The sequence below is a fragment of the Vibrio sp. 10N.286.48.B8 genome, assembly GCF_003050085.1.
GTDB classification, from domain to species: domain Bacteria; phylum Pseudomonadota; class Gammaproteobacteria; order Enterobacterales; family Vibrionaceae; genus Vibrio; species Vibrio crassostreae.
In genome coordinates, this window is the sequence record NZ_PIGD01000004.1 from 82357 (window position 1) to 97977 (window position 15621).

General features: G+C 45.0%; 14 protein-coding genes. 8 read left to right on the forward strand and 6 right to left on the reverse strand.

From position 1 onward, the window contains the following. Positions 1–44 precede the first annotated feature (44 nt). Positions 45–1085 (reverse strand): acyltransferase, encoded by a 1041-nt coding sequence (locus CWO08_RS06745; RefSeq protein ID WP_102432107.1) that lies wholly within the window; start codon positions 1083–1085, stop codon positions 45–47. 122 nt (positions 1086–1207) lie between these two features. Then, the gene (locus CWO08_RS06750; RefSeq protein ID WP_048663911.1) at positions 1208–2164 is read right to left on the reverse strand and encodes an AEC family transporter; all 957 of its coding nucleotides are present in this window, start codon (positions 2162–2164) and stop codon (positions 1208–1210) included. Positions 2165–2324: 160 nt separating this feature from the next. Here CWO08_RS06750 and CWO08_RS06755 point away from each other — a divergent pair, with 160 nt between their 5' ends. Together CWO08_RS06755 and CWO08_RS06760 are read left to right on the forward strand one after the other, a co-directional pair. Then, positions 2325–2918, forward strand: a complete 594-nt coding sequence (locus tag CWO08_RS06755) for a TetR/AcrR family transcriptional regulator (RefSeq protein WP_008216752.1) — start codon at positions 2325–2327, stop codon at positions 2916–2918. A 221-nt stretch (positions 2919–3139) separates the two neighbouring features. Next, a complete protein-coding gene (locus tag CWO08_RS06760; protein ID WP_108020141.1) occupies positions 3140–3988 on the forward strand; it encodes an alpha/beta hydrolase in 849 nt (282 codons plus the stop codon). Positions 3989–4126: 138 nt separating this feature from the next. Here CWO08_RS06760 and CWO08_RS06765 read toward each other — a convergent pair whose 3' ends face one another. After that, positions 4127–6673 carry a glycosyl hydrolase family 18 protein gene (locus tag CWO08_RS06765; protein ID WP_108020142.1) on the reverse strand — a complete coding sequence of 849 codons (2547 nt, stop codon included), beginning with the start codon at positions 6671–6673 and terminating at the stop codon, positions 4127–4129. Between the two features lie 394 nt (positions 6674–7067). Further along, positions 7068–7532, reverse strand: coding sequence for a DUF2850 domain-containing protein (locus CWO08_RS06770; RefSeq protein ID WP_102480479.1), 465 nt, complete (start codon positions 7530–7532; stop codon positions 7068–7070). Positions 7533–7839: 307 nt separating this feature from the next. Between CWO08_RS06770 and CWO08_RS06775 the strand changes: the two genes are divergently transcribed. After that, complete coding sequence (locus CWO08_RS06775; protein WP_017057600.1) at positions 7840–8121, forward strand: pyrimidine/purine nucleoside phosphorylase; 282 nt, start codon at positions 7840–7842, stop codon at positions 8119–8121. Positions 8122–8352: 231 nt separating this feature from the next. Here the strand turns inward: CWO08_RS06775 and CWO08_RS06780 are convergent, their stop codons facing one another. Continuing rightward, positions 8353–9225: a pirin family protein gene (locus tag CWO08_RS06780; protein ID WP_108020143.1), complete on the reverse strand. Its 873-nt coding sequence runs from the start codon at positions 9223–9225 to the stop codon at positions 8353–8355. Positions 9226–9383: 158 nt separating this feature from the next. Here CWO08_RS06780 and CWO08_RS06785 point away from each other — a divergent pair, with 158 nt between their 5' ends. After that, entirely contained in the window at positions 9384–9668 is a 285-nt protein-coding gene (locus CWO08_RS06785) for a hypothetical protein (protein WP_048614058.1), read from the forward strand. 25 nt (positions 9669–9693) lie between these two features. On the opposite strand, the gene CWO08_RS06790 is transcribed toward CWO08_RS06785, so the two are convergent. Continuing rightward, positions 9694–10884, reverse strand: coding sequence for a GGDEF domain-containing protein (locus tag CWO08_RS06790; protein ID WP_108020189.1), 1191 nt, complete (start codon positions 10882–10884; stop codon positions 9694–9696). A gap of 315 nt (positions 10885–11199) precedes the next feature. On the opposite strand from CWO08_RS06790, the gene CWO08_RS06795 reads away from it, so the two are divergent. The 4 genes from CWO08_RS06795 (at position 11200) to uhpB (ending at position 15621) form a co-directional block, all read left to right on the forward strand. Beyond that, complete coding sequence (locus CWO08_RS06795) at positions 11200–11538, forward strand: DUF1840 domain-containing protein (RefSeq protein WP_108020144.1); 339 nt, start codon at positions 11200–11202, stop codon at positions 11536–11538. Between the two features lie 394 nt (positions 11539–11932). Then, positions 11933–13327, forward strand: coding sequence for a hexose-6-phosphate:phosphate antiporter (uhpT, locus tag CWO08_RS06800; protein WP_048660632.1), 1395 nt, complete (start codon positions 11933–11935; stop codon positions 13325–13327). A 189-nt stretch (positions 13328–13516) separates the two neighbouring features. Then, the gene (gene uhpA / locus CWO08_RS06805; RefSeq protein WP_108020145.1) at positions 13517–14125 is read left to right on the forward strand and encodes a transcriptional regulator UhpA; all 609 of its coding nucleotides are present in this window, start codon (positions 13517–13519) and stop codon (positions 14123–14125) included. Next, positions 14125–15621 carry a signal transduction histidine-protein kinase/phosphatase UhpB gene (gene uhpB, locus CWO08_RS06810; RefSeq protein WP_048663903.1) on the forward strand — a complete coding sequence of 499 codons (1497 nt, stop codon included), beginning with the start codon at positions 14125–14127 and terminating at the stop codon, positions 15619–15621. Before uhpA ends, uhpB begins: the two co-directional genes overlap by 1 nt.

Sequence of the window (15621 nt, forward strand, 5' to 3'; positions counted from 1 at the left end):
ATCCGTTATCTTGCCTTTCTTTTTTGTTGCTCTTTAAAACTGATTTAGCGAAGTAGCACGCGTCGCAGTGGTGTTTTCTCGATCCCAGCAACCAACCCGAAGCTCAACAATACGGTACCAAAAAATACGGTCACGTCTTTTGCTAACTCAGTAATCCCCAATACTCCGCACACATTGAACAGCACGATAATGATCAGCAAATGACAAACGTAGATGCCTAACATACGATTCGAGATCGCGCGAACCCACGCATAGTCGCCGATGTTTGGATTAGCCAAAAGCCACATAAACACGCCCATTCCCCATAGTGCCGTACCAAACAAGAAATCATTCATGTTGAATCCGACGTCGAACGTGGTTAGCCATGCCCCCTCAGCAAAGTGAATCAACATGCCTAACACTAATAACACCAACGCTTTGGTTGACGACACCTTCCATTGATTCTGACGAATGAGGAAGCCTAAGGTCACCATTAACGTGCTAAAGAACGGGCCGTTACGAGTAAAGAAAGGTGCGCTCAGGTCGGTTAAGTTCGCGTAGCTGCCCGCTAAAACACCATAGACGTAAAGCAGAATAGCCGTTGGTAATAGCAGTTTGTCGAGTTTCATTTCGACCATTAGAGCGATGAGCAAAACTGCACACACAAGTGCAGGAATAAACCACAAGTGCACCAACCCACCCTCTAAGAAAGAGTTGAGCGGGGTGTTCATTAAAAAGCCCCAATAGCCTTGGCGTTCGCCTAGGTAACCGAACTCTTCCACCTTCGCGAGGTTGAATGGCATGACTAGGCAAATGATGCTCCAAACCAACCAAACCTTAAGCAGTGGTTTAGAGTAGTTGACCAAGGTTGTCCAAGGCGATGCGGTCAGCTTAGGTTGAATCAGATAACCTGAGATAAGGAAGAAAAGTGGCACAGCGAAGCGAGCGGTTTGGTTAAGCACATAGCCAATCCAAGGCACTTCATCGATTTGCCAATAAGTAAGTGCCATTTGGCCATGTAAGCCAATGATCGCCAAGATAGCAATCACTCGACCCAACTCAATACTGGCGATGCGTTGTGAAGGCGTATGTTGAACGGAAGACATATCAGATCTCTAAGAAAATTTTCGTAGAATCTAACAGCCTTTTTATTGAACCAGTTAGCGCTAAATCAAGGGTTGCGACCTTTGTTTTAAGGCTTATCTTGATTCTTTGAAGCCTGTCGCAGCTATATTAAATCCATTGCAGTAAGTGCAAAAATGCCAAGCGTGCAAGTGATAAGTGAAACGACGGTGGTGAGCGCGATAATATTGGCAGCCAATGTTGAATTCCCGCCCATCGCACGTGCCATAACATAGCTCGCAGCTGCGGTCGGTGCGGCGCTCATCAAGAAGATAAGGCCAAGATCTAATCCTCTAAAACCAAAGAACAGGGCAGCAAGCGTGATCAGTAGCGGAGCTAAAACCAGTTTGTATCCGGTAGAGAACCAAGTTGGGCCCTTATCTTTTTTTAGTGAGCGTATATCAAGCGACCCTCCCGTGCACAAAAGGGCTAACGGTAACGTCATGTTTGCGAAATATTGCCCTGCATCAGTCACCATTTTCGGTACTGGGATCGATAGTAAGTAGAACAAGACACCTGAGGCGATCGAGATAATCAAAGGGTTTTTGGTGAGTGTTTTAACGATTACTTGAATGGCTTTGTCACCCGACTCCTGGCCCTTTGGAGTGAGCGCGATAACGGCCTGAATATTATAGAGAACCGTCAAGGAGGCGACATAAAGTGCTGCGAGTGCGACACCATCGTTGCCGTATATATTGGCGACGTAAGCAAGCCCGATAATAGCAGTGTTGGCACGAAATCCACCTTGCACTATCACACCTTGGTCTTGAGGCTTTTTAAAGGTAATTTTAGTGCTGACAGTGGTGAACACGAAGAAGGCAAGGTTGGCTAATAAGCCAAAGATGACGAGCTTTCCACTGGCGGCAAAATCGTGGTTAGATTGAACAATGCTGAGGAATAACATCGCGGGTAGAGTGACTTGAAACACCACCTTGGATGCGACATCAATGAAATTGTCATTGATTAAGCCAATTCGCTTGAGCATCACACCAAGAAACAGCATTAAACAGATAGGGCCCGTTACTGACGCCGAAAACGCAAACTGTTCCCAAAGTGTGTTCATTCTTTTTCCTTTGTTAGTCGATTTCAATTTCCTTGAATACTGTCGCATTTTTCCACAATTATTAGACAAGAGAAATTAATTCCCAGTGGTTAGGCAAAAAACTTTGAAAAAAAGAACGAACGTGCTAAAAATAAACCATCAGATTTATCATTGGTGAATAATGAGCAAAGGAAAGATAACCAAAGAGTATATTTTGAGTCATGCATTCGCGCTTGCGAGTGAGAACGGGCTTGAGAGTTTAACGATTGGTGAATTAGCCAAGCAGTGTGGTATGTCTAAGAGTGGCTTGTTTGCACACTTCAACTCTAAAGAGAACCTGCAACTCTCTGTACTCGAATATTCCAACGCCATATTCACCGAAAGAGTCATCATTCCGGCGAGAGAGTTGGGCGACGGTGATATTGAAGCCAAGCTTAAACAACTGCTCGATAACTGGTTGGGTTGGAATCATTCATTCCAAGGCAGCTGCATGTTTATTGATGCTTGGAAAGATGCAGGCAGTGAAACGTCTGTGATTCAGAAAGCGCTGCAGAAAACCATTTCAGTGTGGATTGATTACTTGACGATTCAGGTAGCAAAAGCGGTGGAGAGCAAACAGTTCAGAGCCGATTTAGACCCGAAACAGGCAACCTTCGAGTTATACGGTCTTTATTTGAGTGCGAACTTGTTCTACTCGTTACGAGGCCAACAAGCGAGCCACACTCATTTTTGGAGTGGTGTCGAGCGCTTAATTGCTAGCTGGAAAGCGGTTTAACGAGTAAGCCGTTTAGTTCGTAAACCACTTAGCTCGCAAAACATAGAGTTAGAAAAGCATGTGAGCTTTGCTGATGTAAGGTCTAACAATTTTAAGAGAAGTGGCGGCAAGCAGTCATAAAAAGCGCTATCGCCATTTTTTATATTAATAAATAGCACGGTCGTTCGATTTTTCGGGCCGGGCTCGATCCGCCAATGATGATGGCGATACAAGGAACGGTCATGAGTGACAAAATCTATTTTAATACATCGAACAAATTCAGCTTCAAGCGCAGCTTGATTGGTGCAACAACTAACCTGCATTACATTCTCGCGCCGAGTCATGCGAAGAAAACAGCACGTAAGCTGCTGCTCACTCCAATGCGTACTGAGCAAAAAAATGCTGATCCCCAAGGGCTTATCAAGAGTGAAATTACAGGTCGTGATGGCGTTTTAAAAACCTATTCTTTGGGTACGGGGCCTGTTTGGGTGCTGACTCATGGTTGGTCTGGCACCGCGAGTCAGTTTTTCCCTCTGATGGAACATATCGCCGCTAAAGGTTTTACGGCTCTGGCTTACGACCATCCTGCTCATGGTGGCAGTGATGGTGTACATGGTCATATTCCTGCGTTTGTGAACGGCCTTGAAGCGATTCTCGATTCGGTGGGTGAGGTAGCAGGTTTGGTCGGTCACAGTATGGGGACGGCCTCTGCGTTGGAATGTAAGCACGTTAAATTGGAAAACAAGCCATTATTGCTGATTGCACCTGTACTGGATTATCTAGAAAACCTATTTGGCAGCGTCGCGCGTTCTGGCTACTCAATGAAACTATTCGAGGCGGTAGTTGGAGAAGTCGAAGAGCAGTTTAACTACCCAATTCAGTCTGTTGATCCCTATGGAAAGCTAGCGCTTCGTGAGTCTCAGACGATCATCGTTCATGATGAGCAAGACAAGTTTACTAAGTTTGATGTGTCTCAGCGTGCGGCTAATGAAATGGGTCGCGTTACCTTGATTTCGACTCAAGGACAGGGCCACGGGCGAGTAATGAAGTGCCCACAAGTGTTCGAGAGCTTTGATAACTTAATTGGCTAAGCACAACGAGCGCAAGTCAGTAGGACGCCAGTAAAAAGATCGTAAGCTCAAAGCTAAGAAAACAAACATTAAAAAGGCCAACCAGACATTATCTGGTTGGCCTTGCTTTTAGGTGCTTAGTTGGTGTTTAGCTCAACCCTATTTGTAGTCAGCACAGCTTGCTGGGCCGATCTCTTTCCACACGCCCCATTGACCTGTCGTTGTTGGATCTTCACCGGTTGTCCACCATTTCGCTTCCCAAACCTTACCGCCTTGAGTCACTTGGTCGCCACCAGTGTAAACCGCGCCTGAATCCCAAGCGTTAGTACACGTACCGCCGCCTGTGGTTTTCTTAATAACTTTCACTGAAGTAGCCGCTACTGATGTCTCTGTGCCATCGCTGACCGTAACAGAGAAGTTCAGCGTTGTATCTTGCGTGTATTCCGCCGCGACAAAGCTCACTGAAGAACCTTGAACCGTTGCATCAATACCAGCAGGTACATCCCATGTGAAGGTCAATGTGTCTTGGTCTGCATCGCTTGAAGCCGAAGCATCAACCACGACTACATCACCCGCATTAACTTCAGCCGGAGCCGTAACCACTGCTACTGGTGCTGTGTTTACTGGGCCTGTATCTTTAGGGTTTACTGTTACAACAACGGTGTCAGTAGAAGTAGCACCTTCGTTGTCCGTTACCGTTAGGCTGAAGGTTAGTGTTTCTTGCTGAGCGACTTCAACAACATCGAAGCTCGCAACCGCAGCATTAGCGTTAGCCAGTGTTACTGCTGTACCGCCCACTTGAGACCAAGCGTAGCTCGCGATTGTACCGTCGCTGTCTTTTGAAGCGCTGCCATCTAGAGAAACAGAAGCTGGGCCTTCAACCGATTGGTCTGCACCTGCAGCTGCCGTTGGTTTGCGGTTGACAGGATCAGTTGTACCGCCCGCTAGGCCTTCATGCATTGCATTCAGGATGTCGCCGTTATCTGCATCAATTTCCCAAGAGAATAGACCCGCAAGGCCAAGGCTACGAACGTACGCGCCTTTTGCTTTTACAGAGCGATCATCATCAAATGTGATTAGCTGACCTGAAGTGCGGTTCCAAACGTAAGGCGCTTCTGCCATTTCGTCATAGCCATATTCGAAGCCGTTGATGCCTTGGTTATTCGCGCCAAGCATGTTTGCTTTAATGCCTTTGTAATCAATAACGCCATCTTCCCATACGCCTTGCGCAGAGCTGCCTTTCAGTTTGCCGTTACCAACGCCTGTCATAGGGTCGCTCGGATCGGTGAGTGATGATGGTAATACGCCTTCCCAACCTCGACCGTACATCGCTGTACCAACCACAAGCTTGTTCGCTGGAACACCTTGCTCAAGCAACAGTTGGATGCCGTTGTCTGTGGTGTAAGCTGGGCCTGTGTATTGTTCGCCATTTTCATCAAGGCCTGTGCCATCACATTGACCAGGGCGCATGAAGTTACCGCAGTTGAGCGCTGTTTGATGACCTAACACGTTGTTCCAACCGCCGTAGAAGTCGTAAGTCATTGCGAAGATGTAATCCATGTACTGGATAGCATCACCGTAGTTCACGTCTTCAATCTTATCGTGACCAACACCGATGGCAGATGTTAGCTCGTAAGTACGGCCGTTTTCCGCTTCTAGCTCATCTAGCATCACGCGTAACTCTGCCATCAGTGCAATGTAAGCTGGGCCGTCATTTACAGGATCACCAAGGTCTGGCGCCGCACCGCCTCCACCAGGGAATTCCCAATCGATATCTACACCGTCGTAGAATTTCCATGTGTTGAGGAATTTCTTAACAGACGCAACGAAGGTGTCACGGTTGGCTTTGGTTGTGAAATCAAAGAACGGGTCAGATAGCGTCCAGCCACCAATCGATGGGATGATCTTCAAATCAGGATTACGCTGTTTTAGCGCCATCATCATTGCATAGTTCCCCTTGATCGGTGAGCTGTATTCGTGTCCCGCTTGAGGGAAGCTTTTCTGGAAAGCCGCCCAAGGGTCATGAATCACCACTTCGTAATCGTTAACACCCTGACAAGCTGTCATGAGTGCGTTGTAGCTGTTACCGCCTACTGATTTAACTGATTCGTTCGGACCACAAATTGGGATGAAACCATAAAGGATATGGGTCAAGTTGTCAGCGGGTAGGTTATCAACGGTGTAGTCACGGCCGTAAATACCCCACTCCACAAAGTAAGTACCGACTACCGTGTTTGGATCTGTGTTGTATGACTTGTTGTTCGGATCCACATTCATCGCAAGTGGCGCCAAGTGTGAGCCATCGGTATCAGCGATCGTGATTTGAGCAGGTGCGCTCTTGCTACATCCTGTTTCATCACATGCTTCGATTTCCATCGCAAATAAGCCGCCTTGGCCGTATTCGAAAGAAGCTGTGGTTTGGCTGCCAGTGATTGGGCCGGTGGCCACTTTAACGCCATCAAAGTAAATGTTGTACGTGTTTCCTGACGTTCCGCTCCATTGGTTGAACTTGACGTCGACCTTTGCTTTATCGTGATATTTCACCATCTGGTTGTAGCCAGAGGTGGTTTCCATCGCGAGTTCAATTTTGGAAAATTGCAGGTTGTTGGAACCGTACATGTCGATGCTAGGTGCTGTTGGAGCAGCTAATGCTGTACCAGATAGCGCTAGAGCAATGCTCGCAGCACAGGTATTTATACGAATCATACTTTTTCTCTCATTCCTTGAAGGTTACGAGAACCAAATGGCCCCATAAAACGGCTCCAGTCAGTTTTGAAGGAGCTTCCCAGTCAGTATTCGAGAGAGTTTTAATTTTATAACTGAAAATAAATCCGTTTTCGATGGACAACTAAAAAATTGTATCTTGTTACAATTCTGTTGCTTAATGAGTGAGATGCTGAGTCCATGTTTTATAAAATAAAACATCCTTCAGTAGGAAAATCTCACAAGTGAAAATTCACGACATGAAGTTATGAAAAGGTGCGACAAACTATAAGAAAATACTGTGAATTGAAGCAGAATCACAAAGTGAAGTGTGTTGAGCGAGCGAGGCCAATCGACGAGTAGGCTAATGCTTCTGGAAGCAAGGAGAAGAGGAGGTTTATCTTTTGAATTGCTCAGCTAGGGAAGCACGTCGTTGTTGCATGACACTATGGGTATCACCAATTGCAGTATCTTCGTAGCCTTCTTTAACAAATTGCTGAGACGGTACGCTTGGCTCTAGTCGCTTCAAGCGAGGTGAATCATAGGTGCCGCTGATGGTGTAAACGGTGGTTCCAGATCCTGTGTTGATCGTGACAATCTTACCGTCAAAATCGAATGAGGTAGTGATAAGACGATGATTCATCATCACACCTTTGTCTGAAAGTGTCAGGATATCGGTGTTGTAAGGTGGCGCCGCAATCTCTATCCATGTGCCATAGACGTTGCTTGGGCTGACCGATTGCTGGTGGGCTTGGTAAGCAAAATAGCCGGCGGTGAGGGCAACCATAAAGCCAGCTAATAGGAAGCCGTAGAGTAACGAGTTGGCAAATAGATCTCTGCTTTTAGTCGGCTTTTTTGCCATTATCTCTTCATTTTTCGACTGATATTGTTTTAGATTCTATTAACTAAAACCTTAGTTTGCAAAAATTGTTCTAAGAGTTAGAAGCAGGATCGAATGTTCTAATAAATTTGGTTGCGTTAGTGGTTTTTAGCCTTGCTCCTCAGTATTTACGTTATCAATGAAAGCGAATTCCAGAAATGCTTAAGCTATGCGTATTTATTTCTTGTAGGAAAGTCTCGAATTGGTTAAAACAATTATCACCTAAATTTACGCATAGGCTTACTCGGTGAGCTCAATAAGTGCAATTTGAAGATAACAAGGAAGTACAATGATTAAAGAAAATACATACTTTGAAGGTGGCGTTAAGTCGTTAGCGTTTAACCAGTCTGGTGCTGATGTGAGTGTTGGTGTAATGGCGGCTGGTGAGTACACGTTTGGTACTGCAGCTCCAGAAAAGATGACCGTTGTTAAAGGTGCTTTGATTGTAAAGCGTGTTGGCGATGATGATTGGACGACATACCAATCTGGTGAGTCTTTTGACGTTGCGGGTGACTCTTCATTCGACCTACAGGTAAAAGAAGCGACGGCTTACCTGTGTGAGTACTTGTAATCAGGTCTAAATTTGTTCAATCAGGGCATCGTTTGTCTCTGCTTGAATAGAGAAAACCACGCTCTAGGAGCGTGGTTAAATAAGTGATAGTAACCGGCAGTGGATAGTGTCACTTGTTTTTGTAGTCATCAAATGGATGACCAAATCGTTGTTCGTTGCAAAATCTCTTCAATCTTCAAAGCTCAAAGCTCAAAGCTCAAAGCTCAAAGCTCAAAGCTCATAGCCAAGACATCAGTAAGTCTCAAACACACCGTTGTTGTAGTCTTGAATTGTCTGTTCAATCTCTTCCATCGAGTTCATGACAAACGGACCATAGTGAACAACAGGTTCATTAATCGGTTCACCGGAAAAAATCAGTACCCCTGAATCTTCCAAGCTACCCAAAGACAGCAAGTCAGCTTTGGTAAGCAGGGCAAGTTGACCTTGGTTGATCACTTTGTCGCCGATCTTAATACTGCCTCGGTACACGTAAGTCATGGCATTATGATTAACATTAGTCCTTAACGTAACTTTTTGCCCAGAATGAGAGCGCCAATCCGCAACGCTTAACGGCACACCTGTTTTCTGTAATGGCCCCTGCGATCGTAAAGCCTCTGAACCATCGTCTGTTTGGTTGTGCAGTTCAAACCCTCCGGCAATCACTCTCAACAAACCACTTTGTTCACTTTGATGTTCCGCGATGCTTTCATTTTGGAAGTCGTGATATTGCGCTGGCTGCATTTTGTGTGTCGCAGGTTGGTTTATCCAAATCTGAAAACCATGCAGCGCGCCTTCTTCCATCATTGGCATTTCGCTGTGAATAACACCACGGCCTGCGGCCATCCACTGTGCGCCACCGCTGCGTAGCTCTCCAACATTCCCCATATGGTCTTTGTGTTGGAAGTGACCTTGGAGCATGTAAGTGAGCGTTTCTATCCCACGGTGAGGGTGTGGAGGAAAGCCGCCAACATAGTCTTTGCTTTCATCCGATTTAAGTTCATCAATCATCAAAAATGGAGAGAAGCGCGTGTTATTAAAACCCGTGAGTCGTTGGATTTTGACACCATCACCGTCTGAGGTGGCATGGGCTGCAATCACATGATCTACTGCTCTTACATTCGTCATTTTGAAACCCTCATATACTTGAATAGCTGTAGTTTATGTAATTTGATTGAAAAAGAAGATGGCACAGCGTTGAGTGACTTATTCGAAAATCTTGAACAGGTAACAATATGAAATTATGTCTATACTTGAATAGAGAGTAGACCGCCAAGGAGGCCGCTATGGCAGTTCAGCAAAAACATGGCGAAAGGCATGGTCGGATGGGTTTTGATAACGACTTTACAACGGAGCAAAGTCAGCGTTTTACAGAAGTTGCAAACAGCGCGGTTAAACGCCGCGTCAAAAAACGTGAGATTGAAGCACCGTTTATTCAGTCGGCTAAGCAAGCTGCTTTTAAAACAGTGGTGAGGCGACCTAAAGGTAATAACCCAAACCGAACACGGCAAGTCATATGGATTATTATGATCGGGTTAGTGAGCCTTTGGCTTATGTACCTTGCAGGTTAGCAGCGCCGCTAAGTTATAGGGCTGGCTAGCGTTGACGGGTTTTTAATAGCGTAACATTGTTCCCTTCGACCTTTGCTTCAAGACAATCTTCAAGTTCAGAAGAATCTGACCCTGAGCAGGTTAGATTCGTCGGTAGTTCTTCTATCAAGGTTGATACTGGGTTGTCGTGATAATAAGCGTATCGGTTTTTTCCTGAATGCTTGGCGACATACATCGCTTTATCAGCACATCTCGTCAGCTCATGTAATTCTTGGGCGTCTTGTGGGTATAAAGCAACCCCAACACTTAGCGTCAATTCCTTGATTCTCTCGTTTGTCTGGCAACCACTTTCGAACAGCCCGCAAATCCTATCTAAAATACCGTCTAGATCTTTACGAGAGGGTACATCGTAGAGCATCAAAACAAACTCGTCTCCAGCAAAACGCGCAATCGAATAATCGTATTCATGGCTTTTTCTGTCTCGGGTTCGAATATTGTTGCTCAAGCGATTGGCAAAATGCTGCAAGACACTGTCCCCAACGTCGTGTCCGTAGCTGTCGTTAATGCCTTTAAAGTCATCAATATCCAAAAAGACCAGTGCGGTAAGTGATCGCTCACTATCCACCGTAATTAATTTTTCTGTCGCCCAGCGTTCAAAGCTCCAACGGTTAGCTAAGCCGGTAAGTTGGTCTCTGTAGGCCAGATCTTCGATGCCTTCTTTATACAGACGTTGGATATAACTGACGGCTTTGGTGTAGTAATAGGCGGATGTGTGGCACACCAAGCTCATGGTAAATAAGCTAAGGATAAATCTGTGTGTGCTGTTAAAGGGTAAAGAAAAGTTGTTTGGCATGGCGGTAATCAAGGTGCTGATAAACAAGCAAAATGAGGTGCTGAAGATAATACCAATTCTGAAATCATTAATGAAAATGACCGCTGCTAGAATTGGGTAGAGCCAAAGTATTCGGTCGGGGATGGCGTGACTGTACAAGAATAGGATGACGCTCTGTACAAGAAGAACACTACTCAGAATCAATTCGGAATAATCAGAGTTGGCTACTTTTCTCACATAGAATGCATTGGAGATGGTAATAATCGCGAAGCACAGCTCGAAAATTGAAAGGGTATAGTGTTGGCCTTGGAAGTAAGCCCAAGTATAGAAAATGAACAACGCAGCGGCAGTCAGTGAAAAGGAGTGGACAATTTTTTGTTTACGGGTGGATCGTATGTCCGCCATTTCTTCTAGGTGTCTGCCGACCAGCCTTTTCATGTGATTTGTGCCAAAGATTTTGATAATGGTGTTAATAGTAGATTAAATAATGAGCTACGCGGAGGTTTAGATAGCTATTTAGTGTGATTGTACTCAAGGTTTCATATTAAAAAATAATCAACCAGTAATTAATCGTGATGTGTATCACTGACGGTGCAGACCCATTCGAAAATGAGACTATCAAGGTTCGAGTTATAAGAAGCGGCTTGGCGATTATCTACTTGCTTTCCAGAGAGTTACTCAACATAGTTTGTTGGTAACCAAAATTTAGAGAGGCTCATAATGTTAATTACCTTTAGTTGCAAGGCTCATGCTAGCGTTACGATGTTTGGGGAAGTCGGTCTTCAGTTCATCAAGATGCTTGGGCATAGCGGTACCGTCCCAGGTGCCATTGATGTTTCAGAAGTTTCTCAAGCTCTGGATAATTTACGTGCTTCGATCGCCTCTGAGCAGAGCAAGCAGACAGAGCAAGAAAATACTGATGACGACAATGAAGAAGAGGTTGTTGAAGCGCCTGTTAATCTCGGTAGCCGAGCATTCCCACTGGTGGAACTATTAAAATCAGCCATCAAAGATGAGTGCGAAGTGATGTGGGAAGACGGCAGCGGTAAACGACTGTAGTACTATTCGTAAAAAGCCTATTGGATCTATTTTAATAGGCATGAATGTTGAGTCAGTATCGGTCACACCTTGGGGGTTGATGGTGATGAATCGATACTGGCGCTTTGTTTGTTGCGCAGTGTTTGGCTTGCTTCTGTTTGTTTAAAAGGTTAATCAGCCTTGAGATGAGTTACTTTTGTTATCGTAATATCAATCCATAACAGATCGTAAACAAAGTGATGCTGTTCACGCTTTCTTGACTCCCAATTCTGAACTAAGAATTTTTCCTAGTTATTCTAAGACCCTCTCTCATGCGGTCGATTTTTAGACTCCTTATTATTTCACGGTCAACTAACAAAGATTGCATGGCCGCAATTATGCCGTGCAGACCTCACAAAAAATAAGAGAGTTCACAATGTTAAAGTTCCTAGATCAGGTTCGAAAACCGACACTGGATCTTCCGGTCGAAACCAGAAGAAAAATGTGGTTTAAACCATTCCTGCAATCTTACCTAGTGGTGTTCATTGGTTATCTAACCATGTATTTGATCCGTAAGAACTTCAATGTCGCACAAAACGACATGATTTCTACTTATGGGTTATCGATGACGGATCTAGGTCTTATCGGTCTGGGTTTCTCTATCACTTACGGTATCGGTAAAACCGTCGTTTCCTACTACGCCGATGGTAAAAACACTAAGCAGTTCCTGCCATTTATGCTTGTCCTTTCTGGTATTGCCATGTTGGGCTTCAGCTTCAGTATGGGTGGCGGCAGTGCTAGCTTATTCATGATGGTTGCCTTCTATGCATTGAGTGGCTTCTTCCAAAGTACAGGTGGACCTTCAAGTTACTCAACCATCACTAAATGGACGCCTCGTAACAAGCGTGGTTCTTATTTAGGCCTTTGGAACATGTCACATAACGTGGGTGGTGCAGGTGCTGCTGGTGTTGCTCTGTTTGGTGCAAACTACCTATTTGATGGCAACGTGATTGGTATGTTCGTGTTCCCATCGATCATTGCGATTGTGGTTGGTTTTATTGGTATGCGCTTTGGTAATGACTCTCCAGAAGCATACGGCTTAGGTACGGTTGAAGAGTTGTTTGATGAAGAAGTCAGCGAAGAAGATACCGCTGCTGAAGAAAATCAAATGACTAAGAAAGAGATCTTTGTTGAATACATCCTTAAAAACAAAGTGATTTGGTTGCTCTGTTTCGCGAATATCTTCTTATACATTGTTCGTATCGGTATCGATCAATGGTCTACCGTTTATGCGTATCAAGAGCTAGGTCTATCAAAAGAAACCGCGATTTCAGGTTTCACGCTGTTTGAAGTTGGGGCACTAGTCGGCACGCTAATGTGGGGTTATTTATCTGATCTTGCGAATGGACGCCGTGCTCTAGTTGCTTGTGTATCGCTTGGGTTGATTATCGTTTCTCTAGAGTTCTACCAGCATGCAACAAGTGAGTTCATGTACCTAGCATCCCTGTTTGTGCTTGGCTTCCTAGTGTTTGGCCCTCAGTTGCTGATTGGTGTTGCTGCGGTAGGTTTCGTGCCTAAGAAAGCAATCAGTGTTGCGGATGGTGTGAAAGGCACATTTGCTTACTTGATTGGTGACAGCTTTGCAAAACTTGGCTTAGGTATGATTGCGGACGGAACACCTATTTTCGGCTTAACAGGTTGGAAAGGAACGTTCGCTGCACTAGATACCTCAGCGGCTATTTGTATCGTATTGCTCTTGTTCGTTGCCGTTGCAGAAGAGAAGAAGATTCGCCACGCTAAGAAAATGCACTTAGCGGCTCAAAACGCCTAGCTTGTCTCGCGGACTTGTTTTCGCAAGCACAGTTTCGGGTAGATAGTCTCACGTGCTTTATTGCTTTAAAGCACGTGAGATCATACCAATCGTTAGTTCGATTCAGTATCATCTCTATCAATAAACTTAATTTTATATAGCTCCTGTTGGGGCTATTTTTCTTTCTTACTCTTAATTTTGGTTAATATCATGATTAATGTTGCGCTTGTTGATGACCACGTCATTGTTCGATCTGGCTTTGCTCAATTACTCAGTCTTGAAGCTGATATTACGGTCGTGGGTGAATTCAACTCTGCGGCAGAAGCTCGTCTCGGACTGCCAAGCTGTCACCCTGATGTCGTGATCTTGGATATCTCGATGCAAGACGAAAGTGGTTTGAGCTTATTGGAAGAGATTCCATCAGGCATTGCCAGCATCATGTTGAGCGTTCACGATTCTCCGGCGATGGTTGAGAAGTCATTAGAGTTAGGAGCCAAAGGTTATCTCAGCAAGCGCTGCAGCCCCGATGAGCTAATCCAAGCCGTACACACGAGCGCAAATGGTGGCTGTTATCTCACACCCGATATCGCTATCAAGCTTGCGACACCCATGAAGAATAATGCCTCTTTAAATCAACTTACCCGCAGAGAGAGTGAAGTGTGTCAGTTATTGGCAACAGGGCTCGATGTAAAATCTATCGCCGTTGAGCTAGGGGTTAGCCATAAAACGGTGCATGTACACCGTGCCAATGCGATGGACAAACTCAATGTTAAGAACAACGTTGAGTTAGCTAAATTGTTCACACAAGACCAGTACTAATGCGTTCCTATCTAGCCACCTCCCTATGTGGGGTTTTTATGGCTGGTTGTGCATGGTTCTGTTTGTGGGTTATTGCCTTCTATTTCATTAATGACCCTGAGTTAGCCATTCTGCTTTTCCCATTTTCACTTCGACTGGGAATGACGCTGCACACTCGCACTCATTATTGGCCTGCTATCTATATTGCAGAGTGGGGGCTTGCTATCGCTTTAGCTTTACTGCTTGATGAGCCTCAATGGCTGACGATACTCATCGCCAGTGGATTGAGTATTCCTGCCACTCTAATTGCCAAGCGTTATTATTATGGTGACCAGAATCGTCACTTGTTAGTGATGGCGAGCTTAATCATGGTTACAGCATTCATTAATGTTGCAGTGGTGGGTTCTCATGTTCCGGCTGTTTACATGGTGTGGTTGGTGAGTATCACTGGCGGATTGATGTTGGTGCCGATGTGTTATCTGGTCTGGAACTACCTATTCCAAAACAAGTGGGCGCCACTGAGCTCTTACTTAATCAACAATGTCGTTGAGTTCAAAATCCGCCACATCGCTTTGTACAGCGTCTTGTTGGTCACCAGTATTTTGATACAAACCAGTTTGCCTGATGAACTAAGACGCTTCGCCCCATTCTGTATGGCGATCCCTATCATCTTGCTCGCGGTTCGTTACGGGTGGCAAGGTGCTTTACTGGCGACCCTGTTAAATAGTGTCGCGTTGATTGCTGCTCACAGTGGAACATCTAAACTCGAAATTACCGATTTACTCTTGTCTCTGTCTGCTCAAACCATCACCGGTATTTTGCTTGGACTTGCGGTTCAAAAACAAAAAGATCTCAATGCGAAACTACGAAGTGAGCTCTCCAGAAATCAAAACCTTTCACGCCAGTTAGTGACAGCTGAAGAATCGGTTCGTCGTGATATTGCGCGTGAGCTGCATGATGAAATCGGCCAAAACATCACGGCAATTCGTACTCAGGCAAGCATTATTAAACGCGTCGATGCCGCTGAGATGAGCGTTCGCTGTGCGGGGACGATTGAGTCATTGTCTTTGAATGTTTATGACACCACCAAACGTCTACTTACAAAACTAAGACCTAAGATGTTGGACGACCTCGATCTAAAAGATTCTGTTGAACAGCTAATTCGAGAGATGGAGTTTTCGGATCACGGCGTTGATATCCAGTTAGATTGGCAAGGTGATTACTCGTGTTTGAGTGACACGCTCAAGGTCACTATCTTCAGGCTGTGCCAAGAATCCTTAAACAATGCCCATAAATACGCGAGTGCGAGCGAGATTAAAATTGAACTGATTTTAGATGATCAGGCTTATCTTCAGATATCAGATAATGGCGTTGGTTTTACAGCGCAAGATCTTCTCAAAGGAATGGGTGTTCGTGGTATGCAAGAGCGTGTTCAGGCGCTCGGCGGCAAGATGACAATTAACGCGAATGGCTCATCTTCGGGTACCAATATCAGCGTTACATTACCTAAAGTGTGA